The sequence below is a fragment of the Rhodococcus sp. SBT000017 genome, assembly GCF_003688915.1.
Lineage (GTDB): Bacteria > Actinomycetota > Actinomycetes > Mycobacteriales > Mycobacteriaceae > Rhodococcoides.
This window is the reverse complement of record NZ_REFU01000001.1, coordinates 304,878-331,560: the sequence shown is the minus strand read 5'-3', so window position 1 is coordinate 331,560 and position 26,683 is coordinate 304,878. Positions and strand designations below refer to the sequence as shown.

The following is a 26,683-nucleotide window of genomic DNA, read 5'->3' as shown; positions in this document are numbered from 1 at the left end:
CCGCACGCTCTAGGGAAGGACCTACTGATGATTCGTTTGGTACTGGCGGCTGGAGCTGCGTATGTGCTCGGTGCCAAGGCAGGACGTGGCCGGTACGAGCAAATTCGCAAGACTGCGAGCGCCGTCGCGTCGAGCCCGGCCACCAAGAAAGCGATCGAGGTCGGCCGTCAGAAGCTGTCCGATTCCCTGAACACTCAGCCACGACTGGAGCCGATGAAGCCGATCGACGACGAGACCCAGGTCTTCGTTCCCCGCGATCAGCTGCGGCGCTAACCGACCTCGGCCACACTTCCGACGGCGAGCTCGAGCAGACTGCGGCGGTACTGCTCGAGGGCGATGAGGTCGCCGAACAACGCGTTGTAATCGTCGGGCTTCTCCACCGGTGACATGCGCTGAAGTTTCGATTTGAGCTCGGCCACCTGTTGGCCGACCCACACTTCCTGGAGCCGTGCGAGTACGCCGGAGATGTAGCGGGTGAGAGCGTCGTCGGCCACGCGCATCGGGTCGACGGCCAACTCGGTGACCAACGACACGACTACGGCGTCCTTGGCCTGTTTGGCGACGGCGTCGACCCACTCCCCTCCGCCCAGTCCTGCAGCGGTGCCGCCGGCAGCGGCCACCGCGTCGCGCACAGCCGAGTACGCCGGGTGATGGAAGCTTTCGGGCGGAAGCGAATCGAACACCGTGCCTGCCATCGCAGGCATCTGCAGTACCGCCTTGAGCGCTTCCCGTTGCGGCCACAGAGACGGATCGGTGGGATTGGGACGTGGAGGACCCGTGGGGGCCTCCACCGGAGCTGCCTGCCGCTTCTCGAACGGAACGCGTTTGCCGCTCGTGTCGCCCCTGGCACCCTTCTTCGCCTCGTCGCGCACGCGGGCGAGCACCATCGCGGTGTCGTCCCACCCGGTCCAGCCGGCGAGCTGCCGCGCGTACTCGTCCCGAAGCGACGCATCCTTGATGCGGGCGACCACGGGAACGGTTCGCTTCAACGCCTCGACGCGCCCCTCGGGTGTGTCCAGATCATGCTCTCGGAGCAGCGATTTCACGACGAAGGCGAACATCGGGGTTCGCCTGGCCACAAGATCGCGAACGGCGTTGTCGCCGGATTTCAAGCGAAGATCGCACGGGTCCATTCCGTCCGGAGCGACTGCGACGAAAGTCTGTCCGGCAATCTTCTGATCACCCTCGAACGCCTTCATCGCGGCGGCCTGGCCGGCTTCGTCTCCGTCGAAGGTGTAGATCACTTCGCCCCGAAAGTAGCTGTCGTCCATCATCAGTCGGCGCAGCATTGCCAGGTGATCCTCGCCGAATGCGGTTCCGCAGGATGCCACCGCAGTCTTGACGCCGGCCAGATGCATCGCCATCACGTCGGTGTACCCCTCGACGATGACGGCCTGATGCGACTTCGCGATCTCCTTGCGCGCCAGATCGAGGCCGAAGAGCACCTGAGACTTCTTGTACAGCATGGTTTCCGGGGTGTTGATGTACTTACCCGGCATCGTGTCGTCGTCGAACAGTTTGCGTGCGCCGAAGCCGATGACGTCGCCGCTCTGACTGCGAATGGGCCACACCAGACGCCGCCGGAAACGGTCGATCGGCGTTCCGCGCTTGCCGGGTGTCGCCAGCCCCGCGTCGACGATCTCCTTGGCCTCGAAGCCCTTGCCCAGCAGGTGTTTGGTGAGGGTGTCCCAGCCGTCGGGTGCGTACCCGCAGCCGTAGGCCAGGGCAGCGTGCCCGTCGAAGTTGCGTTCGGTGAGGTAGTCCCGCGCAGCCTGGGCGTCAGGGCCGCTGAGCCTGCCCGCGTAGAACTCCTGCGCTGCCGCGTTCGCAGCGATCAGGCGCGCTCGGGTGCCGCGGTCACGTTGAACCGACGGCCCTCCGCCCTCGTAGGAGATCGAGTAGTTCAACCGGTCGGCCAATTGCTCGACGGCCTCGACGAAGGAGATGTGCTCGATCTTCTGGAGGAAGGAGTAGGCGTCACCGCCCTCGCCGCAGCCGAAGCAGTGATAGTGACCGTGATTGGGGCGGACGTGGAACGACGGAGACTTCTCGTCGTGGAAGGGGCACAACCCCTTCATGGAGTCGCCGCCCGCGCGCTTGAGAGAGACGTAGTCGCCGACTATGTCTTCGATCCGTGTGCGTTCGCGAATGGCGGCGATGTCGCGTTCAGGAATTCGGCCGGCCACGAAGGGCAGTCTAGTCCCGATCCGGACCCACCCACATTCGGTCGCGGCGCGGTCAGCCCCAGCTGGCCTGAGCTCCGAGCGAACGCTTGTCGATCAGTTCGAGTCGACTTTCGGTGTACGACGCGATCTGGTCGACCACCACTCGGGTCCGTTCGGCATCGCTGCCCGCCCGCTGCCAAGCGGGCACCAGAATGGGGTCCAGTTCGCCCGGAGCCGAGCGCATCAACCACTCGGCGACGCGGTGGATGCGGTCGCGTTGACGCTCCTGCCGGATCTTGTGCCCTGCATCGGACATCACGTACCGCAGGGCCATGGTCTTGAGCAGCGCAACCTCCGAACCGACGATCGACGGCACCACGAGATCGGCGTCGTAGCGACTCAGGGGCGCAGTGCCGTACTTCTCGTGGGTGCCCTCGATGGCGGCGGTGGCGAAGCGGCCGACCAGTTCACTGGTCATGTGCTTGAGCGCTACGGAAGCGGCGAGAGTTCCGTCGTAGCGTCCGACCGCGACGACGACGGGCATCCTCGACAGGCGATCTGCGGCCTCGATCAATTCTTCGACATCGAGTCCGCGAAACTCCGACACGCCGAGTTCGGCGAGGGCGCGTCGCTCGATCGGATCGGACAGCGCCCGTAAGTCGATTCGAGCATCGATGACGCCGTCCTCGACGTCGTGCACCGAGTACGCGACGTCGTCGGACCAGTCCATGCTCTGCGCTTCGAGGCATTTGTGCTTGTCCGGAGCGCCGTCACGCACCCAGCCCAGAATGGCGGAGTCGTCGTCGTAGGCACCGAATTTCGCGCCGGGGGCGGGCCTGATCCACGGGTACTTGGTGGCGGCATCGAGCGAGGCTCGCGTCAGGTTGAGTCCTGCGCTGCGGCCGTCGGCATCGAGAATTTTCGGCTCGAGTCCGGTGAGAATGCGCAGGTTCTGCGCATTGCCCTCGAACCCGCCGCAATCCTGGGCCACTTCGTCGAGGGCGCGTTCACCGTTGTGTCCGTACGGCGGGTGGCCGATGTCGTGCGCCAGTCCGGCGAGGTCCACCAGATCGGGATCACTGCCGAGACCCTCGGCGATGCTGCGGCCGATCTGCGCAACTTCGAGCGAGTGAGTCAAGCGCGTGCGCGGGGTGTCTCCGTCTCGCGGGCCGGTGACCTGTGTCTTGTCGGCGAGCCTGCGCAGTGCGGCGCAGTGCAACACGCGCGCTCGATCCCGCGCGAAGGCGCTTCGATGCGAGGCGTTGTCTGCCCCGGCCCGCAGTCCTGCGGTCTTGGGAGGTTCGGTGACGAATCGTTCGACGTCGTGAGCCGAGTATGTGCCGGTCATCTACTGGCCTGCCGTGTAGGAGAAGTCCGCGGTGAAGTGGGTCAGCTGGTACCACAGCAGAGCGCCCGTCTCCCTGGCGATCCCGTGTGCCTGGGATTCTCTGGTGTAGACGGCGGGACCGGTGCGCGTCGGCGAGGTCCAGGCGTCGAGGCCGGCATCGCGCGCCATGGTGCGGGTGCGTAGTGAATGCCACGGATCGCTGACCAACACCACCGACGACTTTTCCTGTTCGCGCAGTGTGTTGCTCACTGCCTCGATGCTCTGAAGAGTGTCCGAGCCGGTCTCGACGGCAATGATGGCGTCGGCGGGAACTCCCTGATCGATCAGATAGTTGCGGCCCGACGCGGCCTCGGTGAACAGGTCGCCCTCCTGCTTGCCGCCGACGGTGACGATCTCGGGGGCGATTCCCTGCTCGTACAGAGACGCGGCCTGGGACAGTCGTGCCTCGAACACCGTCGAGGGTGTACCGCTGTACTGCGCAGCACCGAGCACAACGATGGCGTCCGCCTTGGAATAGTCGTCGATGCGCGCCACCTGCCATACCCGCACCGCTGTTCCCGCGACCAGCACCAACGACATCAGCACCACTCCCGCGACCAGCCGACCGGTCCAGCGTCCGAGCGTTCCGAAGAAGCCCAGGCGCTCGGGACCGGGGTCCGGGGCATACCGATCGTCGTACGGATCGCCGTACGAATCTCGGTCGAGAGTTGAATTCACCCCTCGAGTTTGCCAGGCCTGCTCGACGGCATGGTCACGGCGCGCCCCGAACGGCCTACAGCCACCCTCGATCCTCGGCCACTCGGACCGCCTCGGCCCGGGTGCTGGTGCCGGTCTTCCCTATCGCCGACGACAGATGATTGCGTACCGTGCCCTCCGAGAGGTGGACCTGAGCAGCGATGGATCCTGCCGTCCCGCCCCGGGCAGCCGCGCGGAGAACCTCCTGCTCTCGGGCCGTCAGTGGAGAGACACCGTCGGTGAGGGTTTCCGTCGCCAGCGTCGGATCGACCACGCGAAGCCCCATGTGTACGCGGCGAACGGCGTCGGCCAGTTGCTTGGCGGGGGTGTCCTTGACCACGAAACCCGACGCACCCGCATCGATGGCGCGTCGCAGGTAGCCGGGTCGCCCGAACGTGGTGACGATCAGCACTCTCGACTGCGGGGCGACGAGCGCCAGTTCGGCGGTGACCTCGATACCGTTCTTGCCGGGCATCTCCACGTCGAGCAGGACGACGTCGGGTCGATGTTCGAGAACGGCAGCGGCAACCTCGTCCCCGCGTCCCACCTCGGCGACGACGTCGAGATCGTGTTCGAGCCCCAGCAGAGCTGCCAGTGCACCCCGCACCAGAGCCTGATCGTCGGCCAGTAACAGTGTGATCGTCATTGCGCCTGAGTCCTATTCACCGTGTACCTCCACCTTGAACCCACCGGTCGGCACCCGGGCGATCGTCAGTGCACCACCCGCGGCAGCCACTCGCTCACCCAGCCCACGTAGACCGTTGCCGCCGGACTGCTTGTCTGCCGGTCCCACTCCGTCGTCGACGATGGAGATGCTCGATGCCGTCAGTGTCACCCGGCACTGTCGCGCGCTCGAGTGTCGAACCACGTTGGTCACCGCTTCCCGGATCACCCAACCGAACAGTTCTCGGTGCCGCAGTGGCACCACGTCGGCGTCACCGGGAAGATCGGCGTCGATTCCCGCAGCGTTCAATGCCGTTCGTGCACTGGCCAATTCGGATCCGATGTCGACCTGCCGCATGCCCCCGACGGTGCTGCGCACATCGGCAAGTGCTTGCCGGGCAAGGGTTTCCAGTTCGGCGATCTCCACGGCCGCTCGGGCGGGGTCGATCTCGATGAGCCTGCCGGCCAGTTCGCTCTTGACGGTGATGACGGTCAGGGAATGGCCGAGGATGTCGTGCACGTCCCGGCTCATGCGCTCGCGTTCGGCCACGACGGCCAGATCTGCCAATTGTTGCCTGGCCACGGCCAATTCGTGATTGCGCTGGAAGACCTGGGTGATTCCCCATGCCGCGGCCGCGCTGATCAGGAGTTGGAATGCGAAGAAGGTGTCGGGCACCCAGGACGAGATCAGGCGCGGTGCCAGTTCTACGATCACCACCATCACCGCGACCAACGTCCACGCGTGTCGGACGGGCAGGGTCATCATCGCCAGGACGGCAATGTAGACGGTGGCGCCGAAGCCGGTAGTTCCCACCAGGGCACTCATCGCGACGGTCAGGGCGACCATCCCCCCGAGCGCGATCCATGCCTGCGACGTGGGTAACGGATTCCCTCGACGATGGCCGTTGCGGAAACGCCAGAAGGTGGTCGTGAACACCGCACCGAAACAGACGATCGCAACGATCCCGGCGACCCGTTCCGCCACCGAGGCCAGAGCGAGAATCTCGTTGAGCGGGTAGATCAGGTAGATCAGCCAGATGGCTCCGAACATCCAGCCGAACCGCCAGACCCGCCCCTCCGGCAGGTCGGCGGTGAACGTGGTCATGTCGCCCACGGTATCCCTGTGGGCGACACGATCAGCGGTTTCGGTCTCAAGCACGCGTGGTGTCTCTCCGGAACAGCATCGCCGCGCCGGCGATGAAGATCGTCGCCCAGACCACCAGATTGATCACGGCGATCAGCAACGTTCCGGTTTCGGTCCCGGCGAACGCGGCCCGGGATACGGTGGCCAGCCCGTAGAGCGGGGTGAACTGGGCCAGCATCGGGAACCAGCCGCTGTCACCGAGAGGAACGAAGAGTCCGCCCGCCAACGCCAGGAACGCGAGCACGGGTCCGAGGATCTGCATCACGTTCTCCGACGGCAGCAGGTAGCCCATGAACAGTCCGAATGCGGCGAACACCGCCGAGCCGATCCAGCCGATCAGACCGCTGACGATCCACACCCAGATCGGCATGTCCGCCCCGAGGAACTTCGCGACGACGAACACCACGACGATCGAGGCTGCACCCATCGTCATGGCCACGAGGACCTTGGTGACGATGTAGGCGACGGGCTTCAGCGGGGTCAACCGCAACTGCCGGCTCCACCCCTGAGCTCGTTCGACCGAGACCATCGCTCCCCCACTGGTGGTGGCGAGCATCGCGCCGTAGACGGCCATGCTGATGGCGATGTAGCCGGTGACGTTTCCGTGCGCGAAAGGGTAATTGGTCCGGTAGTCGGACTGCGTGCCGAAGATGACGAAGAACACCGGCGGCATCACCAAGGTGAAGATCAGAGTTCGCTTGTTCCGGAAGAGCCTGCGGATCTCGAGTCGGAGGAATGTGGGCGAGAAGCCGCCCCAGGCAACAGCTCTGGCAGGTGTGCGGGTGGTCGTGGACGGCGTGGTCGTGGTCATCGGATGCTCCCGGCGAGTTCGTTTTCGGCTGTGTCGTTTTCTGAATCGGTGGTCAGGGCGAGGAATGCGTCCTCGAGGTTGCGCGAGACGATTTCCAGATCGGTCGCGTGCGCGTCGTTGAGCAGGTATCGGGCCACTGCATCGGAGTCGCGACCGTGCACGATCACCCGATCGCCGCGCGTCTCGACGCGGTCCACTCCTGGCAGAGAGAGCAACATCGACTGGTCGACGCCGGGCAGCGTGGCGGTGACGGTGCGTCCTGCCGCCAGGTTCTTCACCTCGGCGGCGCTGCCGTCGGCGACGATCTTGCCGTGCCGCACCAGCACGATGCGGTCCGCGTACGCGTCGGCTTCATCGAGATAGTGCGTTGCGAACAGCACCGTTCGGCCGGTGCTGGCGTCCTGGCGGATGGCGTTCCAGAAGTCGCGACGCCCCTCGACGTCCATGCCGGTGGTCGGCTCGTCGAGTACCAGCAGATCCGGATCGGGCAGCAGTGCGAGCGCGAATCGCAGTCGCTGCTGCTGCCCGCCGGAGCATTTTGCCACTCGGCGATCTCCGATGTCGGCGATGCCGGCCCGGGTGAGAACCTCCTTGACCGACCGAGTCCGGGCGAACAGTACCGACGTCAGCTCGACGGTTTCGCGGACGGTCAGATCGCGAAGCAGACCGCCGGTCTGCATGACGGCCGAGATGCGGCCCTGGGCGATCGCGTCGGCGGGCGTTCCCCGAACACCGACACCGAGCCGGTGGTGGGTGTTGCCAGGCCGAGCATCATGTCGATGGTGGTCGTCTTTCCCGCTCCGTTCGGTCCGAGAAATGCGACGACCTCGCCCGGTTCGATGGACAGGCTGAGTCCGTCGACCGCCCGGACCGAGCCGTAGGTCTTGGTGACGTTTCGCAGTTCGACTGCCTTGGTTGTGGTCATGGGAATCACTCTGCTGCGACCGAGCGGCTCCGACCTCGTTCGACCGTCACGATTGCGAGGTGACAACTGTCATGCATCCGCATCGACCTGCTCGATCTCCTCGCCGCCCAGCCGGTAGATTTCAGTGCATGGCAGTCCAGCACCGGCGGCACAGCAGCGCCACAGTCGTTCGAAAGTCAGCCGTCCGAAGCTCGGTCCATCGATTTCGTCGTCTCGCCGCCGTGGGTGCCCTGACCCTGTTCGCAGCGGTCCTGCTCGCGCCGGGGGTTGCATCCGCAGAGGCTCCCTCGCGGCTGGCCACGCAGATCACCGACAACGTCCAGGCACTCGACCCCGATGCACTCGCCGAGGTGCAGACCTCGATCGACGACCTGTACGGCAGCAGCCAGGTCCGGTTGTGGGTCACCTATGTCGCGGACTTCGACAACCTGTCGGCCGCCGACTGGGCCGAGCAAACTGCGTCGAGAAGTGACCTCGGTCAGCGTGACGTTCTGCTCGCCGTGGCGACCGTCGACCGTTCGTACTACCTCGGTGTGAACACCGGACTGTCTCAGGTCACCACCTCCGAGCAAGATTCGATCCGTGTCGACGACGTCGAACCTGCACTGCGCGAGGAAGATTGGTCCGGTGCCGCCATTGCGGCAGCCGGTGCACTCGGCGACGCGTACGCCTCGAGCGGCAGCGGCGGCTCGTCGGCACCACTGCTGATCGGCGTCGGCGCACTGGCCGTGGCCGGTGGCGGAGCCGTCGTCTACTCGTCCCGGCGCAAGAAGGCCCGCGTTGCAGCCGAGGTCGAGGCCGTGGCGAAGATCGACCCGAGCGACCCGGCCGCACTCGCTGCCTTCCCGATCGACGTCCTCGACACCCGGGCCAAGGAAATTCTGGTCGAGACCGACAATGCCGTACGCGCCAGCGAGGAGGAATTGAACCTCGCCCGTGGAGAGTTCGGAGATTCTGCGGCCGCACCGTTCATCTCCGCCCACGACAACGCCAAGCGGGCCCTCGCGTCCGCCTTCGAGATCCGTCAACGCCTCGACGACGCCATTCCGGAAACTCCCGATCAGCGGCGCGCAATGCTCGTCGAGATCATCTCCTCCTGTGGCCAGGCCGATCGCGAACTCGATTCGCGAGTGGAGGAATTCGACGGTTTCCGCGATCTCGTGATGAACGCCGACGCCCATCTCGACGAGCTGACCCAGGCGATCATCGGTTTGACGGTGAGGATTCCGCAATCGGAAACCCTGCTCGCTCAACTGCATTCGGAGTTCTCCGAGACGGCACTGAAATCCATCGCCGACAACGTCACGATGGCACAGGAGCGACTCGCGCTGGCCGAGGACAACATCGAGGCCGGCCGCAAGGCGACAGCACTCCCGCCCGGAAAGCAGGGGCCTGCGGTCACCGCTATTCGCACGGCCGAACGAGCCGTCGACCAGGCCAAGACCCTGCTCGACGGCGTCGACCATGCCCGGGACGACATCAGGCACGCCATCGCCACCCTGCCCGACGCCATCGCGGACGTTCGCCGCGACATCGAGCAGGCACGTGGTTTGACCGAACACGGCGGTGCCGAACTCCAGTCGGCCATGACTGCGGCGCAGACGGCGCTGCAGGGGGCGGAGACGGCCCAGTCCTCGGATCCACTCGGCAGCTACACCGCCCTCGCCGAAGCGGATGCCGAACTGGAGAAGATCGTCGACGAGGCGTCGGCGGAGAAGGCTGCCGAGGACCAACTGCGAGCCCGTCTGGATCGCGATATCGCGGCCGCTCAGGCGCAGATCACCGCTGCAGCGGACTACATCTCGACCCGTCGCGGCGGAGTGGGTGCCGACGCCCGAACGCGCCTGTCCGAGGCCGAACGCCACCTCGGCGCGGCGCGCCAGCTGGGCGACGAGAACCCCGACGAAGCCCTCAAGCATGCTCACGCCGCCAGCCAATTGGCCTCGCGCGCATCGCAGATCGCCCAAGCCGATGTACAGAACTGGGAAAATCGTCACGGCCCTCGCGGCGGCAGCAGCGGAGGCAACATCGCCGGCGCGGTGCTCGGCGGCATCCTGATCAACAGTGTGCTTCGCGGCGGCGGGGGTGGCGGAGGCTTCGGTGGCGGATTCGGTGGCGGCGGGGGCTTCGGCGGAGGCGGCGGTGGCGGCGGATTCGGTGGTGGTGGCGGCCGCTTCTGACCCACCCCTCGACAGCCGAAAGGGCCCGATCTCATCGCGAGATCGGGCCCTGTCGGGTGAGTGAAGCTCCTACGCGCCGATCAGACGAGATGCGATGTAGCCCTCGACCTGATCGAGTGCCACACGCTCCTGCGCCATCGTGTCGCGCTCGCGGATGGTGACGGCATGATCGTCGAGGGTGTCGAAGTCGACGGTGATGCAGAACGGGGTGCCGATCTCGTCCTGGCGACGGTAGCGGCGACCAATGGCTCCGGCGTCGTCGAACTCGACGTTCCAGTACTGACGCAGTTGCTGCGCAAGATCTTTCGCCTTGGGCGTGAGGTCCGCGTTGCGCGAGAGCGGGAGCACCGCGACCTTCACCGGAGCCAGACGACGGTCGAGCTTGAGAACGACGCGCTTGTCGACGCCACCCTTGGCGTTGGGTGCCTCGTCCTCGGTGTATGCGTCGACGAGGAATGCCATCAGCGACCGCGTCAGACCGGCCGCAGGCTCGATGACGTACGGGGTGTAGCGGGTGTCGGTGGCCTGCTCGTAGTAGCTCAGGTCCTGGCCCGACGCCTTCGAGTGCACCGAGAGGTCGTAATCGGTGCGGTTCGCCACGCCCTCGAGCTCGCCCCACGCACTGCCCTGGAAGCCGAACTTGTACTCGATGTCCACGGTGCGCTTGGAGTAGTGCGACAGTTTCTCCTTGGCGTGCTCGTAGAGCCGCAGGTTCTCCGGGTCGATACCGAGATCGGTGTACCACTTCATGCGGTAATCGATCCAGTACTGATGCCACTCGTCGTCCTCGCCCGGCTTGACGAAGAATTCCATCTCCATCTGCTCGAACTCGCGGGTACGGAAGATGAAGTTTCCGGGGGTGATCTCGTTACGGAAGCTCTTGCCGATCTGGCCGATGCCGAACGGCGGCTTCTTGCGTGAGGTGGTCAGCACGTTGGCGAAGTTGACGAAGATGCCCTGTGCGGTCTCGGGACGCAGGTAGTGCAGGCCCTCTTCGTTGTCGACCGGGCCGAGGAAGGTCTTGAGCAGGCCCGAGAACGCCCGCGGTTCGGTCCACGAGCCCGGTTCACCGGTCTCGGGATCTCGGATGTCGGCCAGGCCGTTCTCCGGCGGGTGGCCGTGCTTCTCCTCGTATGCCTCGATGAGGTGGTCGGCGCGATACCGCTTGTGCGTGTGCAGCGACTCCACCAGCGGGTCGGAGAACGTCTCGACGTGGCCGGACGCCTCCCATACCTCACGCGGCAGGATCACCGAGGAATCCAGCCCGACGGTGTCGTCGCGGCTGGTGATCATGTTGCGCCACCACTGCTTCTTGATGTTCTCCTTGAGCTCGACGCCCAGCGGACCGTAGTCCCAGGCAGACCTGGTACCGCCGTAGATCTCGCCGCACGGGTAGACGAGGCCTCTGCGCTTGGCGAGGTTGGCGACGGTTTCGACTTTGGACTTGGGTGCCACTGGCGGAGCTCTCCATCTTCGGTTACATCGTGTAAGAGGTGACTTGGGCGGTTTTCGCCCTGATCAGACTATCTGGCTCGGCGAGCGAAACCGAACAGCGGTCGAGTGCGAAAGTTGACATGCGCACCTGTGCATATCACAATGAATACGATTTGCAATAACAACTACTGCACTAACCTGGTACCAAGACGAAAGATCGCGCAGGGAGACACCGCCGGCAACGAACCGGCGACCGAAGGAGCCGCAACCGTGTCCACGGACTCGACAGTGGAAGCCAGTTCGACCCACCGGCAGGACCCCGAACATCCGTTGCACTCCGGCGATCCGTTCGCCGCCGCTCCCCCGGCTCACATCCCGCCGAAGGAGACTCTGACCGCGGCGGGCGACATCCTGCGCGCACTCGCGGCCCCGGTGCGCATCGCCATCGTGCTGCAGCTGCGCGAGTCCGAGCGGTGCGTCCACGAACTCGTGGTCGCCCTCGGTGTCACGCAACCGCTGATCAGCCAGCACCTTCGGGTACTCAAGGCAGCGGGTGTGGTGCGCGGAGAACGCAACGGACGCGAGGTCCTGTACCGATTGGTCGACGATCACCTCTCCCACATCGTCGTCGACGCCGTGGCCCACGCCGAGGAAGGCCGGAACCTGTGACCGACAAGTCCACCGATACCGCCACACCCAGACGACCCGTCGTCGTCGGAGTGCGGGCCACCAAGCAGCGCAGTGCGATCTCGGATCTGCTCGACACCATCGAAGAGTTCAAGTCGGCACAGGATCTGCACGACGAATTGCGCAAGCGTGGTGAAGGTATCGGCCTCACCACGGTGTATCGGACACTGCAGACCTTGGCCGACGCCGGGACGGTCGACGTACTGCGCACCGACAACGGCGAGTCGGTCTACCGGCGCTGCTCCTCCGGACATCACCATCACCTGGTGTGCCGCTCGTGCGGTTTCACCGTCGAGGTGGAAGGACCCACCGTCGAGAAGTGGTCGCAGAGTGTGGCCGAATCCAACGGCTTCAGCGACGTGAGCCACACGATCGAGATATTCGGCACCTGCAGTCAGTGCAGCGCTGCCGGTCGCTGAGCCCGCTCAGGCGACGGCCTCTGCCACGCGAGGTACCAACGCGTCGATGGCGAACGGAATCGACAGCACAGAGTTGTACGTGATCGCTCCACGCTGATCGGTGGACAACGGAACGATCGCATCGCGCCGTGCAGCATCGAGCGTTCCGAAGATCGGGTTCTCCGCCACCACATCGATGTCGTCGCCGGTACCGAGATAGAGCACCAGGTCCGCGGCGAGCATCGAGATGTTCTCGGCCGAGACCGGAACGAAGAAGTTGGTGCCGTCGTCCTGGGCGCGGATCGATTCCGGGACCTCGAAGCCCAGCGAGGTGACGAACGTGCCGCGGGCATCACCGGGCAGATATGCGCCGAATTGGCCGTCGTACGGAAGCACCACTGCGGCAGTCCTACCCGAGAACTCGGGGTGTTCGTTTCGAGCCTGCTCGAGCGCGTCGTCGGTCTGCGCGTTCAACTCTTCGCCGCGGTCGCGTTCACCCATCGCGCGAGCGATGGTGTCGGTGGCCACCTCACGATCGACGGCGTAGGCAGCCGATCCTGCCGGTCGGGCGATAGTCGGCGCGATGCCGCTGAGCCTGTCGTACGTCGCCTCGTCGAAACCCGCATTGAGTCCGGTGATGAGATCCGGTGCCAGAGAGGCGATCAGCTCGAAGTTCGGCTCGGACTCCGAGCCCAGCAGCGTCAGCGGCGCGTCACCGACCAGTTCGTCGGTCCAGGGACCCAGTCCGGTCTCGTAGAACGTGTACCCGGTGTTCCCGACGGGAACGGTACCGAGCGCGATGACGGCATCGGCATCGGACACCCCGAGCGTGACGATGCGGGTCGGCTTCTCGGCGATGGTCGTGCTGCCGTAGATGTGATCGATGACGACCGGGAATGCACCGTCCGCCGACTGAATCGCCGTGTCGCCGGTGTCGGCCGTGGAGCAGGCCGACACGGCCACACCGAGAGCGATCACCGCCACCGCTGCCGTGAGCATTCGGGTCCACCGCACAGTCATCGCATCCGCCTCTACTGGGAAGTAAGTACAGGCAAACCTTAGCTGACCGGTCAGGGCAGTAGACCCTCGCGCGCCTTCTCCACTCCGGCGAGCACCAGAATGAGCATCGTCAACATCGCCTCGTCGTCCAGGCCGTTGGCGGGAAAGGTGTAGCGCAGCAACACATCCGCGAGCTTGTCGTGGGTGTTGACCGAGATCGCGCCGAACTGCGAGTCCGCATTGCGGTCGGCAACCTTCTTGTGCAGAGCAGGCTTCAGCGGCCGGTCCCACGCCAGGACAGCAGTGAGCGAGAGCACCTCGAGTTCGGGCGAGAGTCGAACGGCACGTAGCGAGCACAGAGCACCCGCGTAGTCGAAACCGAGAGAACCTTCCTCGCCGAGTGTGACGGTCGCGAACTGCGAGAGTGCCAATTGGGCACGGGCCTGCAGCGAAAGCCCCTCGTCCGGTGTCCCGTTCGCGTTCTCACTCATATTTGACTCCACCGAATCGACGGTCCCGAGAGGCGTATTCGATACACGCCTCCCACAGATCCCGACGGTCGAAATCCGGGAACAGCTTCTTCTGGAACACGAACTCAGCGTAGGCGGACTGCCACAGCAGGAAGTTCGACGTCCGCTGCTCCCCCGACGGACGCAGGAACAGATCCACGTCGGGCATGTCCGATTCGTCGAGGTACTTGGCGACGGTGGCCTCGGTGATCTTCTCGGGGTTCAGCTTGCCCGCAGCCACCTGTCGCGCGATTTCCCTTGTGGCGTCGGCAATTTCGGCCCGGCCACCGTAGTTGACGCACATCGTCAACGTCATCACGGTGTTGCGTTTCGTCAATTCCTCGGCAACTTCGAGTTCCTTGATGACACTGCCCCACAACCTCGGTCGACGGCCGGCCCAACGAACCCGGACGCCCATCTCGTTCATCTCGTCGCGTCGACGACGAATGACGTCACGGTTGAAGCCCATCAGGAACTTGACCTCGTCGGGACTGCGCTTCCAGTTCTCCGTCGAGAATGCGTACGCGGACAACCACTGCACCCCGATCTCGATGCATCCGCACACGGTGTCCATGAGCACCGCTTCACCCTGCTCGTGCCCCGCGGTGCGCGGCAGACCGCGATCCTGCGCCCAACGGCCGTTGCCGTCCATCACCAGAGCGACGTGGCGAGGAATGAGTTCCGGCTGCAGGATCGGCGGCCGAGCGCCCGACGGATGCGGATCGGGAGGGCGCACTGCCGACTGTTCGTCAGGCCGGGGTTGCGGCTCTCGTCGTCGAATCACGGTCCCCATCCTGCCCGACGGTGTCGGCGAACACGGAGTCAGGTTGCGCCAGCGGCACCTGATGCGGGTGCGAGCGTTCGATGAGCGGAAGTGTGCGCAACTGTCGTTCCAGATGCCATTGCAGATGCGCCGCCACCAGTCCACTGGCCTGCTTGCGGACGGCATCGGAGGTGGTGACGGTGTAGTCCCACTCCCCCCGCTCAAGCGCGACCATCAGATCGAGAACCCCGGTCGACGGCGTCGCCGAGCCCGGCGGTCGGCAATGCACGCACACGGCTCCACCGGCAGCGACATGGAAAGCGCGATGTGGCCCCACCGCTGCGCACCGCGCGCAGTCGGTCAGTGCAGGAGCCCATCCGGCGAAACCCATCGCGCGCAGAAGATACGCGTCGAGCACCAGCTCGGGAGGCCGGACGTGCTGCGCGAGGGCGCGCAGGGCACCGACGGTCAACTGATGCAGCCGCTGGGCGGGTGCATGCTCCTCACCTGCCAGTCGTTCGGCGGTCTCGAGAACCGCGCAACCGGTGGTGTAGCGACCGTAGTCGGCCACGATGTCTCCGCCGAACGCGTCGACCGTGTGCACTTGGGTGACGATATCGAGGTTGCGTCCCGGATAGAGCAGAACGTCGATGTGCGCAAACGGCTCGAGCCGCGCACCGAACTTGGATTTGGTGCGCCGAACCCCTTTGGCAACGGCCCGCACGATCCCGTTCTCCCTGGTCAACAACGTGACGATGCGATCGGCCTCACCCAGCTTGTGCTGGCGCAGGACGACTGCGTTGTCACGGTATGGCCTCACGTGATCCAGTGTCCCACGCGCGCAGCAGCGGTGACCGTTCCCGCGCTGACGAGAAGTCGATACTGTGCAGGCGTGGATTTTCATCGGTCGACTCTCGTTGCCCAGGCCGACGCTCTCGCGTCGGGTCGCATCACCTCGGTACAGGCGGTCGCCGAATCGCTCGATCGGATCGAGAAGAGCCAACCCGTGCTCAATGCGTTCCGACTCGTGCGCCGCGACGCCGCTCTCGCCGAGGCAGCCGAAGCAGATCGGCTGCGCGCCGCAGGCACCACCGCTCCCCTGCTCGGCGTTCCCGTTGCCGTCAAGGACGACGTGGACGTCACCGGGGAACCGACCGCCTTCGGTTGTGCAGGCGACTTTCCACCTGCCACCACGGATTCGGAGGTGGTGCGCAGACTGCGTGCGGCAGGAGCGGTCATCGTCGGGAAGACCAACAGCCCCGAACTCGGCCAGTGGCCGTTCACCGGCGGCACCTTCGGGCACACCCGCAATCCATGGGACCGCGAGCGCACTCCCGGCGGCTCCTCGGGTGGCAGCTCTGCCGCAGTGGCTGCCGAATTGGTCTCTGCCGCTCTGGGTTCCGACGGTGCAGGCTCGGTTCGAATTCCGGCCTCGTGGACGAATCTCGTGGGGATCAAGCCGCAACGCGGACGCATATCGTCGTGGCCGGAGGCCGAGGCGTTCAACGGCATCACCGTCATCGGCCCGCTCGCGCGCACCGTGGCCGACGCGGCACTGCTCCTCGACGTGGTCTCCGGTAGTCATGACGGCGATCTGCATCGTCCGGTACCGCTGACCGTCTCCGATGCCGTCGGACGCAACCCCGGCTCGCTGCGAATCGCGCTCAGCCTTCGTAAGCCCTTCATCCCGACGCCCGCACCACTGGATCCGGAGATCGCGGCGGCGGCGTACGAGATGGCGGCGGTGCTGCGATTGCTCGGACACCGAGTGGTCGTCGACGACCCCGCCTACGGAATGCTGTTGGGGCTCAACTTCTTACCCCGCTCGCTGGCAGGTGTGGCGGCCTGGGTCGACCGTCTGCCCGATCCGTCTCTCGCCGACCCGAGGACCCGAGCCAATGCCAAGAGCGGCCGGGCTCTCGCCGGAGCGCCGCTGCGCGCAGCACGCGCTGCCGAGCCACGAATCGGCCGTCGTATCGGCCGGTTCTTCGACGAGTACGACATCGTGCTCGCGCCGACGACGGCCACCCCGCCGCCTCGAATCGAAGCCATCGACGGCATCTCCAACGCCGATACCGATCGGGTCATCACCGAGCACTGCCCGTACACCTGGCCGTGGAACGTGCTGGGGTGGCCGAGCGTGAACGTGCCTGCAGGATTCACCGCCGGTGGCCTTCCCATCGGCCTGCAACTGATGGGCCACGAATCTTCCGAGCCGCTACTGGTGTCGGTGGCCGCTCAACTCGAGAACGTGCTGCAGTGGCACCGCAAGCGCCCCGATCCCTGGTGGACCCAGGTGAGCGAAACCCCGTAGCCCACTACGAATTGCCGTGCACATGCGGCGCAGCCGCTCCGGTCAGAATCCGAGCTTGCCCATTTGCTTCGGGTCGGTCTGCCAGTCCTTCGCGATTTTGACGTGCAGGTCCAGGTAGATCCTGGTACCCAGCAGCTTCTCGATCTGCAGTCGCGACGCCGTGCCGACCTCTTTGAGTCGCGAACCGCCCTTGCCGATGATGATCGCCTTCTGGCTCGATCGCTCTACGTACATGATGGCGTGCACGTCGAGCATGTTGTCGTGGCCCTCGCGGGGGGTGACCTCGTCGATGACGACGGCCAGCGAGTGCGGCAACTCGTCGCGGACCCCTTCGAGCGCGGCCTCACGGATCAGTTCGGCCATCAGGATTTCCTCGGGCTCGTCGGTCAGCTCCCCGTCGGGGTAGAACGCCGGGCCCTGCGGCAGCTCGGAGGCCAGCAGGTCGACGAGCTTCTCGATCTGCTCGCCCGATTCGGCCGACACCGGGATGACATGCGAATTCTCACCGAGCAGCTTCGACAGCGACATCAGCTGCTGTACGACGCGTTCCTTCTTGACCTTGTCGATCTTGGTCACGATGCCGATGAGCGTCGTCTTGGGCGCGATGTGCCGCACCTGTTCGAGAATCCACCGGTCGCCGGGCCCGATCTTTTCGTCTGCGGGGATGCAGAGTCCGATGACGTCGACCTCGGAGTAGGTGTCCTGCACCAGGTCGTTGAGACGTTGACCCAGCAGTGTTCTCGGTCGGTGCAGGCCCGGGGTGTCGACCAGAATCAGCTGGGCGTGCTCCCGGTGCACGATGCCGCGAATGGTGTGCCGTGTCGTCTGGGGACGCGAGGACGTGATGGCGATCTTCGATCCCACCAACGCATTGGTCAGCGTGGATTTGCCGGTGTTGGGTCGGCCTACGAAACAGACGAATCCGGATCGGAACTCACCGTTGTTCTGCTCGGACACAAGAGCACCTCCAGATTTCAGTGTTGGCGAGTGACGTCCGACGAGTCGTCGGCCTCGGTGGTTTCTTCGTCGGGTTCGAGCTTTTCGACCAGGACCGTGGCGATGCGGACGCGTCCCTTGGGGTCGGCTCCACCTTCTCCGCGCAGCAGGAGTCCGTGGGTGATCACCTGCGAACCGGGCAACGGTACTCGGCCGAGTTCGTAGCCGAGGAGTCCGCCGACGGTGTCGACTTCCTCGGATTCGATGTCGATGCCGAAGATCTCGCCGAGGTCCTCGAGCGGCAGCCGCGAGGACAGCCGATAGCGTCCGTCGTCGAGTTCCTCGATGGGCGCAACCTCGTCGGAGTCGTATTCGTCGGCGATCTCGCCGACGATCTCCTCGATCACGTCCTCGATGGTCACCAGCCCTGCGATGCCTCCGTACTCGTCGACGAGCAGGGCCATATGGTTGCGATCGCGCTGCATCTCGGCGAGCAGACTGTCGAGTGCCTTGGAGTCGGGAACGAAGACAGCCGGACGCATCAGTTCGGACACCTGCACTCCGCGGCCACCGTCGGTGGAGTAATACGTCTGCTGCACAAGGTCTTTGAGGTAGACGACACCCACTACGTCGTCCACGTTCTCGCCGATCACCGGGATACGGGAGTGGCCGCTGCGCACGGCCAGCGAGGTGGCCTGTCCTGCCGATTTGTCGGACTCGATCCACACCATCTCGGGGCGCGGGACCATGACCTCACGGGCGGAGGTGTCCCCCAGCTCGAACACCGATTGGATCATCCGCCGTTCGTCGTCGGCCACGACGCCGCGCTCGCGGGCCATGTCCACCAGTTCTCGGAGTTCGATCTCGGAGGCGAAGGGGCCGTTGCGAAATCCCTTACCGGGGGTGATCGCGTTGCCGATGAGGATGAGCAGTCTGCTGATCGGTCCGAGAAGCCACCCGAGTGCACGCAACGGCAACGCGGCCGCCAAGGCGATCGAGTACGCGTTCTGCCGACCGAGGGTTCGCGGACCGACACCGATCACGACGTAACTGACCAACACCATGGCCACCGCGCTGATCACCAATGCTGTGGTGGAGTCGATCAACTGCGTCAGGCCACCCGCGAGCAACACGGTGCCGCCGATTTCGCACAGAATGCGCAGCAGCACCATGAGATTGACGTACCGCGGACGGTCGCCGACCACCACGACGAGGCCGGTGGCACCGGGGCGCTCGTCCTTGACCATGTCGTCGATTCGCGCACGTGAGACCGTGTTCAGCGCGGAATCGACGGCAGCGAACAGGCCTCCGAGAGGCACGAGAAGGGCAGCGAACACGATGAGCGCAACAGCACTGCTCACGCGCCAGGACCCAACACTTCCACCTGTTCGACGACGCTGATCATCGATCGAGTCCGTCGACGAAGCCGGCCTTGCCGAGGAGTCGGGCATCGCGGGCGGCCTGTTCGGCGGCCTGCTCCGCGCGCCTGGCGTCCTCGTACCACTCGGCCAGGAGCCGGTTCTGCAGCTCGAACATTTCCTTCTCTTCGTCCGGCTCGGCGTGGTCGTAGCCGAGCAGGTGCAGCACGCCGTGCACGGTCAGCAACGCCAGCTCGTGTTCGAGCGAATGCCCCGCTGCAGCAGCCTGATCCGCGGCGAACGACGGGCACAGCACGATGTCGCCGAGCATCGCCGGTCCGGGCTCGGGCGCATCGGGACGACCGCCCGGCTCGAGCTCGTCCATCGGAAACGACATCACGTCGGTGGGGCCGGGCAGATCCATCCACCGCATGTGCAGATCTGCCATCGTGGCCGAATCGACCAGCACCATCGACAGTTCCGCGGCGGGATGCACGTCCATGCCGGCGATCGCGAACCGTGCGACCGAGACCAGCTCGGGTTCGGAGATGTCCATCCCCGACTCGTTGGACACTTCGATACTCATCTAGCCACTACCACGCTCTCGTTGCCTGCATATGTCGGCCGGAATGCCTGAATCATCTTCTCGCCGAACGTGGTCCACCGGTCCGGCGTTGCGCGCGGTTGGGAATGACGCCTTCCGATGTCGACTCGAACCGCTCGTAGGCGTCGACGATCTCGGACACCAGTCGGTGTCGCACCACGTCGCTGCTGGTGAGCTGCGCGAAGTGGATGTCGTCGACGTCGGTGAGGATCTCGGACGCCGCACGCAATCCGGACCGCGCACCTCCGGGAAGGTCGACCTGGGTCACGTCGCCGGTGACGACGATCTTCGATCCGAATCCGAGTCGCGTCAAGAACATCTTCATCTGCTCGGCGGTGGTGTTCTGAGCCTCGTCGAGAATGATGAATGCGTCGTTGAGGGTCCGGCCACGCATGTAGGCGAGCGGGGCGACCTCGATGACCCCGGCCTGCATCAGCTTGGGAATGGCTTCGTCGTCCATCATGTCGTGCAACGCATCGTGCAACGGCCGCAGGTACGGGTCGATCTTCTCGTGCAGCGTTCCGGGGAGGAATCCCAGCCGCTCCCCCGCCTCCACTGCCGGACGCGTCAGAATGATGCGGCTGACCTGCTTGGTCTGCAGCGCCTGCACGGCTTTCGCCATCGCCAGGTACGTCTTGCCGGTGCCGGCCGGGCCGATGCCGAACACGATGGTGTTGGCGTCGATCGCGTCCACGTATCGCTTCTGGTTCAGCGTCTTGGGCCGGATCGTCTTGCCGCGGCGCGAGAGGATGTCCAGGCTCAGCACCTCGGCCGGCGAATCGGCGACGCCCTCGGTGAGCATGGCGATCGATCGGCGCACAGCATCGGGAGTCAGTGGCTGAGCGCGCTTGGCCAGCGCGGCCAACTCGGAGATCACCCGTTCGGCCAGCGCAACGTCGGCCACTTTCCCGGTGAGCGTCACGGCGTTTCCTCGTACGTGGATGTCTGCCGTCAGCATCTGCTCGAGTGCCCGCAGGTTCTCGTCGGACTGTCCCAGCAGTGGCATCACCGCTTCGGGGGCGAGTTCCAAGGTGGACCGAACGTCACGCTCGGCGGGAAATTCGCTGTGTTCACTCACGTGGTGGCTATGGCCTGCTCTCTGGTGTCGGCTTCTCGGACGTGCACTTGGTATGGATCGAGTTTAACGCCGCAGCAACGATGCGCATTCCCATTACTCGCTGGTGGCACCGAGCACCGCGTCGAGCGAGAGGGCCCAACACCGGGAATCGGGATTCAGGAAAGCGAAGTGGTCTTCCCCCGGCACGATCGTCAGCCGTGCGTCGTCTCCGGCAGCGCGCGCCAGCGCGACGTACCGCTCGCTCTGCGCCGCGGGGACCTGGATGTCCTCGGATCCGTGCAGGGCGATCGTCGGGATGCCGATGGGTACACGGGCCGCGGGTGAGGCCGAGCGGTACAGGTCGGGATCGTCCTCGTACCGGGCCTGCAACAGAGCCTCGACCGCCGGGTTGGTTCGTCCCGACGCACCTCGAGGTTCGAGATCGAGAACGCCTGCCTGCGAGACGATGCGCGACGGGCGGACCTTCGTGCCGGTCTCGCCGCCGAGCCACACTGCCAGGTGCCCTCCTGCCGAGTGCCCGATGACGCGTACGTCGTCGACACCGACCGGGGCGTGCTGCTGCAGTTCCCCGGCGACGACGTCGAGTGCCGCGGTCACATCGGAGCGCATCTCCGGCCAGTGCCCGCCCGCGCCGACGCGTCGGTACTCGATGTTCCACGCCACCGCTCCGGCTCCGGCGACTGCGCGGGCGAACTGGGTTCCCAGATTGGATCCGTACTGTCCGCTCCAGAACCCACCGTGCACCACCACGACCACCGGCGTCCGGTGATCCATCGGCTCGGCCGGCAGGTAGAGGTGGCCGAACTGCTCCGGGTGATCGCCGTACGCGATCTTGATCCGAACGCTCATGCGTTCTGGAAGTCGGGTGGTAGTTGAGTCCACCGCGAGGTCAGGACGCCCAGCGCGCCGAGAGCCACAGCTCCTGCCGTCGAGGTCCGCAGCACCGTCGGGCCCAGCACCACCGGGGTCGCACCCGCCTCGGTCAGAGCGGTCACCTCTCGGTCGTCGAGCCCGCCCTCGGGTCCGACGACGATCGCGACCTCGGGCACCGAGTCGAACGGCAGGTCCCGGAACGCCGAGGTGGCTGCCTCGTGCAGCACAGCGACGATTCCGCCGCGCTCCACGACGCCGCGCACGAAGGCGTTCACCTCCCGCGAATCGTGCAGCTCGGAGACCTCGGGGATGTATGCCCGACGCGACTGCTTGGCCGCTTCTGCCGCGGTGCTGCGCCACTTCGCGACGCCCTTGGCTGCCTTCGGGCCCTCCCACCGTGCGACGCACCGCCCGGACTGCCAGGGCACGACCGCATCGACGCCCGCTTCGGTGGCCAGCTCGACTGCCAGCTCCGACCGGTCCGCCTTCGGCAATGCCTGCACGAGCGTCACGACCGGGGTGGGTCGCGGCATCTCGCTGCGCGACTGCACGGTCAGTTCCAGCCGGTTCTTCTCCGCTGCGGCCACGACCGTGTCGGCCAAGCCGCCCGCTCCGTCACCGAGCAACACCCGCTCGCCGACGCGGATGCGTCGCACGGTCGCGGCGTGGTGCCCTTCCTTGCCGTCGAGCACGGCTAGCTCCCCGACGTTCGGCAGGGGCGAGAGGTAGAAGACCGTGGGGGCCATGGATCAGCGACCGCTGAAGGCTTCCCGCAACCGCGAGAACAGGCCGCCGCTGTGTGCCGAACCGGTGGTGACGACCTCGGCCGAGTCGCGGTCGCGCATCGACCTGAGCTGTTCGAGCAGGTGGGTCTGCTTGCTGTCGAGCTTGGTCGGCACGATGACCTCGAGGTGCGCGTGCAGATCGCCGCGAATACCGGACCGCAGCTTGGGCATACCGTGACCACGCAGTACCGTCGTCGAATTCGGTTGTGTGCCTTGCTCGATCGAGATCTCGGTGGGTCCGTCGATGATCGCGTCGATGTTGACCGAGGTGCCAAGAGCTGCGTCGACCATCGGGACGCGGACGGTGCAGTGCAGGTCGTCACCGTCGCGCACGAACACCTCGTGCTGCTGTTCGACGATCTCCACGTACAGGTCACCGGCGGGTCCGCCGCCTGGACCGACCTCGCCCTGTGAGGCCAGTCGGATCCGCATGCCGTTGCTTACGCCGACCGGCACCTTGACCGAGATGTCGCGACGCGACCGAACGCGACCGTCGCCGCCGCACTTGCGGCAGGGGTCGGGGATGGTCTCGCCTGCGCCGCGGCAGGTGGGGCACGGACGGCTGGTCATGACCTGGCCGAGGAACGAGCGCTGCACCGACTGCACTTCACCGGCACCGCCACAAGTTTCGCAGCGCACCGGCTTGGAATCACCGTTGGTGCCCGAGCCCGTGCACAGGTCGCACAGAATCGCCGTGTCGACGGTGATGTGCTTGGTCACGCCCGTGGCGCACTCGTCGAGGGTGAGCTTGGTACGCAGCAGCGAGTCCGCTCCCGGCTGCACGCGGCCCTTGGGCCCACGCTGCGATCCGCCCGCGCCGCCGCCGAAGAACGCCTCGAACACATCTCCCAGGCCGCCGCCGAATCCGGCTCCACCGAATCCACCACCACCGCCGCCTCCGCCGCCCTGCTGCAGCGGGTCGCCGCCGAGGTCGACGATGCGACGCTTCTCCGGATCGGAGAGCACCTCGTACGCGGTGGAGATGTCCTTGAATCGAGCCTGCGCGGCCTCGTCCGGGTTGACGTCCGGGTGCAGTTCTCGCGCCAGCTTGCGGTAGGCGCGCTTGATCTCCTGGTCCGTAGCCTGCTGGCCGACGCCCAAAGTCCCGTAATAATCCCGTGCCACGTCGTCTCTTTCGTCCTAGAAGATGTATCTCGTTCGATGAAGCTGTGTTCCGGCCGCCCGTGCCCCCGCCGCCTGCGTTCGATCGGTTCTCGCTCGTCTCAGCGCTCGGCCAGGACCTCGCCGATGTACCTGGCAACCGCGGCGACCGACGCAATTGTTCCTGGGTAGTCCATTCGGGTCGGCCCGAGAACACCCATTCCTCCGAGGACCATGCCAGCCGACCCGTATCCGGTGGAAATCACCGATGTCCCGCGCATCTCCTCGACCTGGGTTTCCTCGCCGATCCGCACCGTGACGGTGCGGGTGTCCTGCGTCACGGCGAGGAGCTTGAGGACGACCACTTGCTCTTCCAGCGCCTCGAGTACCGCTCTGAGCGATCCGGGAAACCCAGCGTCGCCCGCGAAATCCGCGGCGTTGCGCGTCAGGTTCGCCGTCCCGCCGAGGACCAGGCGTTCCTCGGGGTGCTCGACGAGTGATTCCACCAGCACCGTTGCCGATCGAATCATCGCGTCGCGCAGCGCGGGCGGAGCGTTCTCGGCCAGTTCGGCCACCGCAGCCGACGCCGCCGCCAGCCGCTTGCCCTCCAGCGCACTACCGAGCAGACGCCGCAGCTGAGCCAGATTCTCGTCGTCGATCACGTCACCGAGTTCGACGATGCGCTGATCGACTCGCCCGGAGTCGGTGATGAGCACCAGCAGCAACCGGGCCGGGGTCAGCGCCACCACTTCCAGGTGGCGAACCGAGGACGCCGACAGCGTGGGGTACTGCACCACGGCTACCTGACGGGTGAGCTGAGCCAGCAACCGGACACCGCGTCGCAACACGTCGTCCAGGTCGACGCCGTTCTCGAGGAACTCCAGGATGGCGCGACGTTCGGCCGCCGACAGCGGCTTGACGTCGGCTATCCGGTCGACGAACTGCCGATAGCCCTTGTCGGTCGGCACCCGGCCGGAACTGGTGTGTGGCTGGGCGATGTAGCCCTCGGCCTCGAGCACGGCCATGTCGTTGCGCACCGTCGCACTGGACACTCCCAGGTTGTGGCGCTCGACCAGGGCACGTGAACCGACGGGTTCCTGGGTGGACACGTAGTCCGCCACGATCGCTCGTAGAACCTCGAACCGCCTGTCGTCGGTGCTCGACATCGGTGCCCACCTCCGTTCTCGTTTCCAATCGTCGCTCGAGTCTAGTAGCCGGCGAACGCATGCTCGTGCAAGGCCTTACTGTGGTCCGAGTGGAAACGTTCTTTCGATTCGGTTCAGCGGCTCGAGGCTCGCGATGATCTTCAAAGGTGTTCGTGACGGAAAGCCGTATCCCGAGCACGGTCTGTCCATCCGAGACTGGTCGAGAATTCCGCCACGCCAGCTCCGTCTGGACGAGATCGTCACCACCACCAAGGTGCTCGAGCTGGACAGGTTGCTGTCCGAGGACTCCACCTTCTACGGCGACCTGTTCCCCCACGCGGTGCAGTTCCGCGGCGTCATCTATCTAGAGGATGGCCTGCATCGGGCAGTGCGTGCGGCTCTGCGCAGTCGAACGGTGTTGCACGCCAGGGTGTTCGACTACGACGCTCTTGGCGCCTGACCCAGGTTCTTCAGGCGGCTGCGATGGTGCGCACCACCGCGTCGGCCAGCAATCGGCCCCGATCGGTGAGCACGAGTCGTTCCCCGCGCTGCACCATCAACCCGTCCGCGACGGTCTGCTCGGCAGCGGCGCGCTCGGCCGGCCCCAGCAGAGTTTTCGGCACTCCCGAGCGGAGCCGCACGGTCAACATCAGCTCCTCGAGGTGTCGGTCCTCGGCGCTGAGCAGTTCGCTGCCCAGCACCGGTAGGTGTCCTGCGGCGAGGCGATCGGCGTACGCGGCCGGGTGCTTGACGTTCCAGAACCGCGTGCCGCCGATGTGGCTGTGCGCACCGGGTCCCGCGCCCCACCAGTCGCCGCCGTCCCAGTAGCCGATGTTGTGGCGGCACTGCGCTGCGGCGTCGGTGGCCCAATTGGACACCTCGTACCAGGACAGGCCTGCGGCGTTCAACGCCGTGTCGATGCGCTCGTATCGGCTCGCCAGTACGTCGTCGTCGGGTGCGGGCAGCTCACCGCGCCGGACCTTACGGGCCATCGCGGTGCCGTCCTCGACGATCAGTGCGTACGCCGAGACGTGGTCGACGCCGGCGTCGAGCACGGCGGCAAGAGACTGATCCAGGTCACCGTCACGCTCGCCCGGGGTGCCGTAGATGAGATCGAGATTGACGTGGTCGAATCCTGCCGCACGTGCTTCCTTGGCCGCGGCGACCGCGCGACCCGGTGTGTGCGTGCGATCGAGCACGGCGAGCACATGTGGTGCGGCGGACTGCATTCCGAGCGAGATTCGAGTGAAGCCCGAATCGCGGAGCCGGTCGAAGAATTCCGGTGACGTCGATTCCGGGTTGGACTCCGTGGTCACCTCGCCGCCGTCGGTCAGGCCGAAACTGAACCGCACCGCAGCCAGGACGTCGGCCAGACCGTCGCCCCCCAGCAATGACGGCGTGCCACCGCCGACGAAGACGGTGTCTGCCGTCGGAACGCGACCCGTGCCCGCCTGGATCAGCTCCGCGGCGGTGTCGAGTTCACGTCGCAGGCCCTCCAACCAGGACTGCGGCGACGCCGACGTGCCCAGTTCTCCCGCCGTGTAGGTGTTGAAGTCGCAGTACCCACACCGCGTGGCGCAGAACGGAACGTGCACGTAGATCCCGAACGCGCGGTCCCCCACCCCGTCGAATGCCTCGACCGGCAGCTCGAAGGTGGACGGGACGGGTACGACGGTATTCACGCCCTCCAGTCTCCCAGAGTCCGGGCCCACCCGATCCCACTCGTCC

Annotated in this window: 26 protein-coding genes and 1 pseudogene; 6 read left to right on the top strand and 21 right to left on the bottom strand. The window is 65.8% G+C overall.

Features of this window, described 5'->3' with window-relative positions:
• Positions 1-27 precede the first annotated feature (27 nt).
• Positions 28-273 carry a hypothetical protein gene (locus tag AYK61_RS01345; RefSeq protein WP_032394749.1) on the top strand — a complete coding sequence of 82 codons (246 nt, stop codon included), beginning with the start codon at positions 28-30 and terminating at the stop codon, positions 271-273.
• Here AYK61_RS01345 and dnaG read toward each other — a convergent pair.
• The 7 genes and pseudogenes from dnaG to AYK61_RS01310 form a co-directional block, all read right to left on the bottom strand.
• The gene (dnaG, locus tag AYK61_RS01340; RefSeq protein WP_037193018.1) at positions 270-2,186 is read right to left on the bottom strand and encodes a DNA primase; all 1,917 of its coding nucleotides are present in this window, start codon (positions 2,184-2,186) and stop codon (positions 270-272) included. The genes AYK61_RS01345 and dnaG overlap by 4 nt on opposite strands.
• A gap of 52 nt (positions 2,187-2,238) precedes the next feature.
• The gene (locus AYK61_RS01335; RefSeq protein WP_121869517.1) at positions 2,239-3,513 is read right to left on the bottom strand and encodes a deoxyguanosinetriphosphate triphosphohydrolase; all 1,275 of its coding nucleotides are present in this window, start codon (positions 3,511-3,513) and stop codon (positions 2,239-2,241) included.
• Positions 3,514-4,230 (bottom strand): YdcF family protein, encoded by a 717-nt coding sequence (locus AYK61_RS01330; protein WP_121869516.1) that lies wholly within the window; start codon positions 4,228-4,230, stop codon positions 3,514-3,516.
• A 55-nt stretch (positions 4,231-4,285) separates the two neighbouring features.
• Positions 4,286-4,894: a response regulator transcription factor gene (locus tag AYK61_RS01325; protein WP_094612772.1), complete on the bottom strand. Its 609-nt coding sequence runs from the start codon at positions 4,892-4,894 to the stop codon at positions 4,286-4,288.
• Between the two features lie 12 nt (positions 4,895-4,906).
• Positions 4,907-6,016 (bottom strand): sensor histidine kinase, encoded by a 1,110-nt coding sequence (locus AYK61_RS01320; protein ID WP_121872333.1) that lies wholly within the window; start codon positions 6,014-6,016, stop codon positions 4,907-4,909.
• Between the two features lie 46 nt (positions 6,017-6,062).
• Positions 6,063-6,866 (bottom strand): ABC transporter permease, encoded by an 804-nt coding sequence (locus tag AYK61_RS01315; protein ID WP_121869515.1) that lies wholly within the window; start codon positions 6,864-6,866, stop codon positions 6,063-6,065.
• Positions 6,863-7,791, bottom strand: a pseudogene (locus AYK61_RS01310) (ABC transporter ATP-binding protein). The gene AYK61_RS01315 and the pseudogene AYK61_RS01310 overlap by 4 nt, the downstream one beginning before the upstream one ends.
• Positions 7,792-7,919: 128 nt before the next feature.
• Between AYK61_RS01310 and AYK61_RS01305 the strand changes: the two are divergent.
• Entirely contained in the window at positions 7,920-9,971 is a 2,052-nt protein-coding gene (locus AYK61_RS01305; protein ID WP_259467890.1) for a TPM domain-containing protein, read from the top strand.
• Between the two features lie 69 nt (positions 9,972-10,040).
• On the opposite strand, the gene AYK61_RS01300 is transcribed toward AYK61_RS01305, so the two are convergent.
• Positions 10,041-11,426, bottom strand: a complete 1,386-nt coding sequence (locus AYK61_RS01300) for a glycine--tRNA ligase (RefSeq protein WP_121869514.1) — start codon at positions 11,424-11,426, stop codon at positions 10,041-10,043.
• Positions 11,427-11,675: 249 nt separating this feature from the next.
• Here AYK61_RS01300 and AYK61_RS01295 point away from each other — a divergent pair, with 249 nt between their 5' ends.
• The gene (locus AYK61_RS01295; protein WP_310886810.1) at positions 11,676-12,074 is read left to right on the top strand and encodes a metalloregulator ArsR/SmtB family transcription factor; all 399 of its coding nucleotides are present in this window, start codon (positions 11,676-11,678) and stop codon (positions 12,072-12,074) included.
• Positions 12,071-12,511: a Fur family transcriptional regulator gene (locus AYK61_RS01290; protein ID WP_121869513.1), complete on the top strand. Its 441-nt coding sequence runs from the start codon at positions 12,071-12,073 to the stop codon at positions 12,509-12,511. Before AYK61_RS01295 ends, AYK61_RS01290 begins: the two co-directional genes overlap by 4 nt.
• A 6-nt stretch (positions 12,512-12,517) precedes the next feature.
• Here AYK61_RS01290 and AYK61_RS01285 read toward each other — a convergent pair whose 3' ends face one another.
• The 4 genes from AYK61_RS01285 to recO are packed head-to-tail and all read right to left on the bottom strand — an operon-like array spanning position 12,518 to position 15,581.
• Positions 12,518-13,510 carry an iron-siderophore ABC transporter substrate-binding protein gene (locus AYK61_RS01285; protein ID WP_121869512.1) on the bottom strand — a complete coding sequence of 331 codons (993 nt, stop codon included), beginning with the start codon at positions 13,508-13,510 and terminating at the stop codon, positions 12,518-12,520.
• 50 nt (positions 13,511-13,560) lie between these two features.
• Positions 13,561-13,980: a hypothetical protein gene (locus AYK61_RS01280; protein ID WP_121869511.1), complete on the bottom strand. Its 420-nt coding sequence runs from the start codon at positions 13,978-13,980 to the stop codon at positions 13,561-13,563.
• Positions 13,973-14,791 carry an isoprenyl transferase gene (locus tag AYK61_RS01275; protein ID WP_121869510.1) on the bottom strand — a complete coding sequence of 273 codons (819 nt, stop codon included), beginning with the start codon at positions 14,789-14,791 and terminating at the stop codon, positions 13,973-13,975. The genes AYK61_RS01280 and AYK61_RS01275 overlap by 8 nt, the downstream gene beginning before the upstream one ends.
• Positions 14,748-15,581, bottom strand: coding sequence for a DNA repair protein RecO (recO, locus tag AYK61_RS01270; RefSeq protein ID WP_008715506.1), 834 nt, complete (start codon positions 15,579-15,581; stop codon positions 14,748-14,750). Before recO ends, AYK61_RS01275 begins: the two co-directional genes overlap by 44 nt.
• A gap of 72 nt (positions 15,582-15,653) precedes the next feature.
• Between recO and AYK61_RS01265 the strand changes: the two genes are divergently transcribed.
• Complete coding sequence (locus AYK61_RS01265) at positions 15,654-17,075, top strand: amidase (protein ID WP_121869508.1); 1,422 nt, start codon at positions 15,654-15,656, stop codon at positions 17,073-17,075.
• 42 nt (positions 17,076-17,117) lie between these two features.
• Here AYK61_RS01265 and era read toward each other — a convergent pair whose 3' ends face one another.
• The 8 genes from era to hrcA all read right to left on the bottom strand — a co-directional run bounded on the left by era (position 17,118) and on the right by hrcA (position 24,976).
• Positions 17,118-18,032: a GTPase Era gene (era, locus tag AYK61_RS01260; protein WP_094612778.1), complete on the bottom strand. Its 915-nt coding sequence runs from the start codon at positions 18,030-18,032 to the stop codon at positions 17,118-17,120.
• Between the two features lie 17 nt (positions 18,033-18,049).
• Positions 18,050-19,372, bottom strand: a complete 1,323-nt coding sequence (locus AYK61_RS01255; RefSeq protein WP_121869507.1) for a hemolysin family protein — start codon at positions 19,370-19,372, stop codon at positions 18,050-18,052.
• Between the two features lie 40 nt (positions 19,373-19,412).
• Entirely contained in the window at positions 19,413-19,955 is a 543-nt protein-coding gene (ybeY, locus tag AYK61_RS01250) for an rRNA maturation RNase YbeY (protein WP_032394543.1), read from the bottom strand.
• A 52-nt stretch (positions 19,956-20,007) separates the two neighbouring features.
• Positions 20,008-21,051, bottom strand: coding sequence for a PhoH family protein (locus AYK61_RS01245; protein ID WP_094612780.1), 1,044 nt, complete (start codon positions 21,049-21,051; stop codon positions 20,008-20,010).
• A 93-nt stretch (positions 21,052-21,144) separates the two neighbouring features.
• On the bottom strand, positions 21,145-21,900 hold the full coding sequence (locus AYK61_RS01240) for a S9 family peptidase (RefSeq protein WP_121869506.1): 756 nt from the start codon (positions 21,898-21,900) through the stop codon (positions 21,145-21,147).
• Positions 21,897-22,670 carry a 16S rRNA (uracil(1498)-N(3))-methyltransferase gene (locus tag AYK61_RS01235; RefSeq protein WP_121869505.1) on the bottom strand — a complete coding sequence of 258 codons (774 nt, stop codon included), beginning with the start codon at positions 22,668-22,670 and terminating at the stop codon, positions 21,897-21,899. Before AYK61_RS01235 ends, AYK61_RS01240 begins: the two co-directional genes overlap by 4 nt.
• Before the next feature lie 3 nt (positions 22,671-22,673).
• Positions 22,674-23,834, bottom strand: a complete 1,161-nt coding sequence (gene dnaJ, locus AYK61_RS01230; protein ID WP_121869504.1) for a molecular chaperone DnaJ — start codon at positions 23,832-23,834, stop codon at positions 22,674-22,676.
• 98 nt (positions 23,835-23,932) lie between these two features.
• A complete protein-coding gene (gene hrcA / locus AYK61_RS01225; protein WP_121869503.1) occupies positions 23,933-24,976 on the bottom strand; it encodes a heat-inducible transcriptional repressor HrcA in 1,044 nt (347 codons plus the stop codon).
• 133 nt (positions 24,977-25,109) lie between these two features.
• Here hrcA and AYK61_RS01220 point away from each other — a divergent pair, with 133 nt between their 5' ends.
• Positions 25,110-25,415, top strand: a complete 306-nt coding sequence (locus AYK61_RS01220; protein WP_027497503.1) for a type II toxin-antitoxin system VapB family antitoxin — start codon at positions 25,110-25,112, stop codon at positions 25,413-25,415.
• 10 nt (positions 25,416-25,425) lie between these two features.
• Here AYK61_RS01220 and hemW read toward each other — a convergent pair whose 3' ends face one another.
• Positions 25,426-26,637: a radical SAM family heme chaperone HemW gene (gene hemW, locus AYK61_RS01215; protein WP_121869502.1), complete on the bottom strand. Its 1,212-nt coding sequence runs from the start codon at positions 26,635-26,637 to the stop codon at positions 25,426-25,428.
• Between the last annotated feature and the right edge of the window lie 46 nt (positions 26,638-26,683).

Coding starts and splice junctions, on each gene's coding strand:
- AYK61_RS01320 (WP_121872333.1), bottom strand. CDS start 6,016: ATGACCACGTTCACCGCCGACCTGCCGGAGGGGCGGGTCTGGCGGTTC.
- AYK61_RS01315 (WP_121869515.1), bottom strand. CDS start 6,866: ATGACCACGACCACGCCGTCCACGACCACCCGCACACCTGCCAGAGCT.
- AYK61_RS01220 (WP_027497503.1), top strand. CDS start 25,110: ATGATCTTCAAAGGTGTTCGTGACGGAAAGCCGTATCCCGAGCACGGT.
- AYK61_RS01275 (WP_121869510.1), bottom strand. CDS start 14,791: ATGGGGACCGTGATTCGACGACGAGAGCCGCAACCCCGGCCTGACGAA.
- ybeY (WP_032394543.1), bottom strand. CDS start 19,955: ATGAGTATCGAAGTGTCCAACGAGTCGGGGATGGACATCTCCGAACCC.
- AYK61_RS01335 (WP_121869517.1), bottom strand. CDS start 3,513: ATGACCGGCACATACTCGGCTCACGACGTCGAACGATTCGTCACCGAA.
- hrcA (WP_121869503.1), bottom strand. CDS start 24,976: ATGTCGAGCACCGACGACAGGCGGTTCGAGGTTCTACGAGCGATCGTG.
- AYK61_RS01325 (WP_094612772.1), bottom strand. CDS start 4,894: ATGACGATCACACTGTTACTGGCCGACGATCAGGCTCTGGTGCGGGGT.
- AYK61_RS01285 (WP_121869512.1), bottom strand. CDS start 13,510: ATGACTGTGCGGTGGACCCGAATGCTCACGGCAGCGGTGGCGGTGATC.
- AYK61_RS01235 (WP_121869505.1), bottom strand. CDS start 22,670: ATGGCCCCCACGGTCTTCTACCTCTCGCCCCTGCCGAACGTCGGGGAG.
- AYK61_RS01305 (WP_259467890.1), top strand. CDS start 7,920: ATGGCAGTCCAGCACCGGCGGCACAGCAGCGCCACAGTCGTTCGAAAG.
- AYK61_RS01345 (WP_032394749.1), top strand. CDS start 28: ATGATTCGTTTGGTACTGGCGGCTGGAGCTGCGTATGTGCTCGGTGCC.
- AYK61_RS01240 (WP_121869506.1), bottom strand. CDS start 21,900: ATGAGCGTTCGGATCAAGATCGCGTACGGCGATCACCCGGAGCAGTTC.
- AYK61_RS01280 (WP_121869511.1), bottom strand. CDS start 13,980: ATGAGTGAGAACGCGAACGGGACACCGGACGAGGGGCTTTCGCTGCAG.